Genomic DNA, 236 nt, shown 5'->3' on the forward strand with positions numbered 1-236 from the left:
CCCTGATCTGTTCCTGCACGAGATCCATGCCGGTGATCGCTTCCGTCACCGGATGCTCCACCTGAAGACGGGTGTTCATTTCGATGAAATAGAACTCGCCGTTTTCATAAAGGAACTCGATGGTGCCTGCACCGCGATATTTCAGCTTGCGCATGGCGCTCGCGCAAATCTCGCCGATCTTCATGCGCTGTTCGACGGTCAGTGCCGGCGAATTGGCTTCTTCCAGCACCTTCTGG

Annotated in this window: 1 pseudogene; it reads right to left on the minus strand. The window is 55.5% G+C overall.

Annotation, left to right across the window (positions count from 1 at the left end):
* Positions 1–236, minus strand: a pseudogene (locus SB764_RS44555) (acetyl-CoA carboxylase biotin carboxylase subunit); the annotation flags it as partial.

It is taken from the genome of Paraburkholderia sp. SIMBA_027, assembly GCF_046535315.1.
Taxonomy (GTDB): Bacteria; Pseudomonadota; Gammaproteobacteria; order Burkholderiales; family Burkholderiaceae; genus Paraburkholderia; species Paraburkholderia tropica.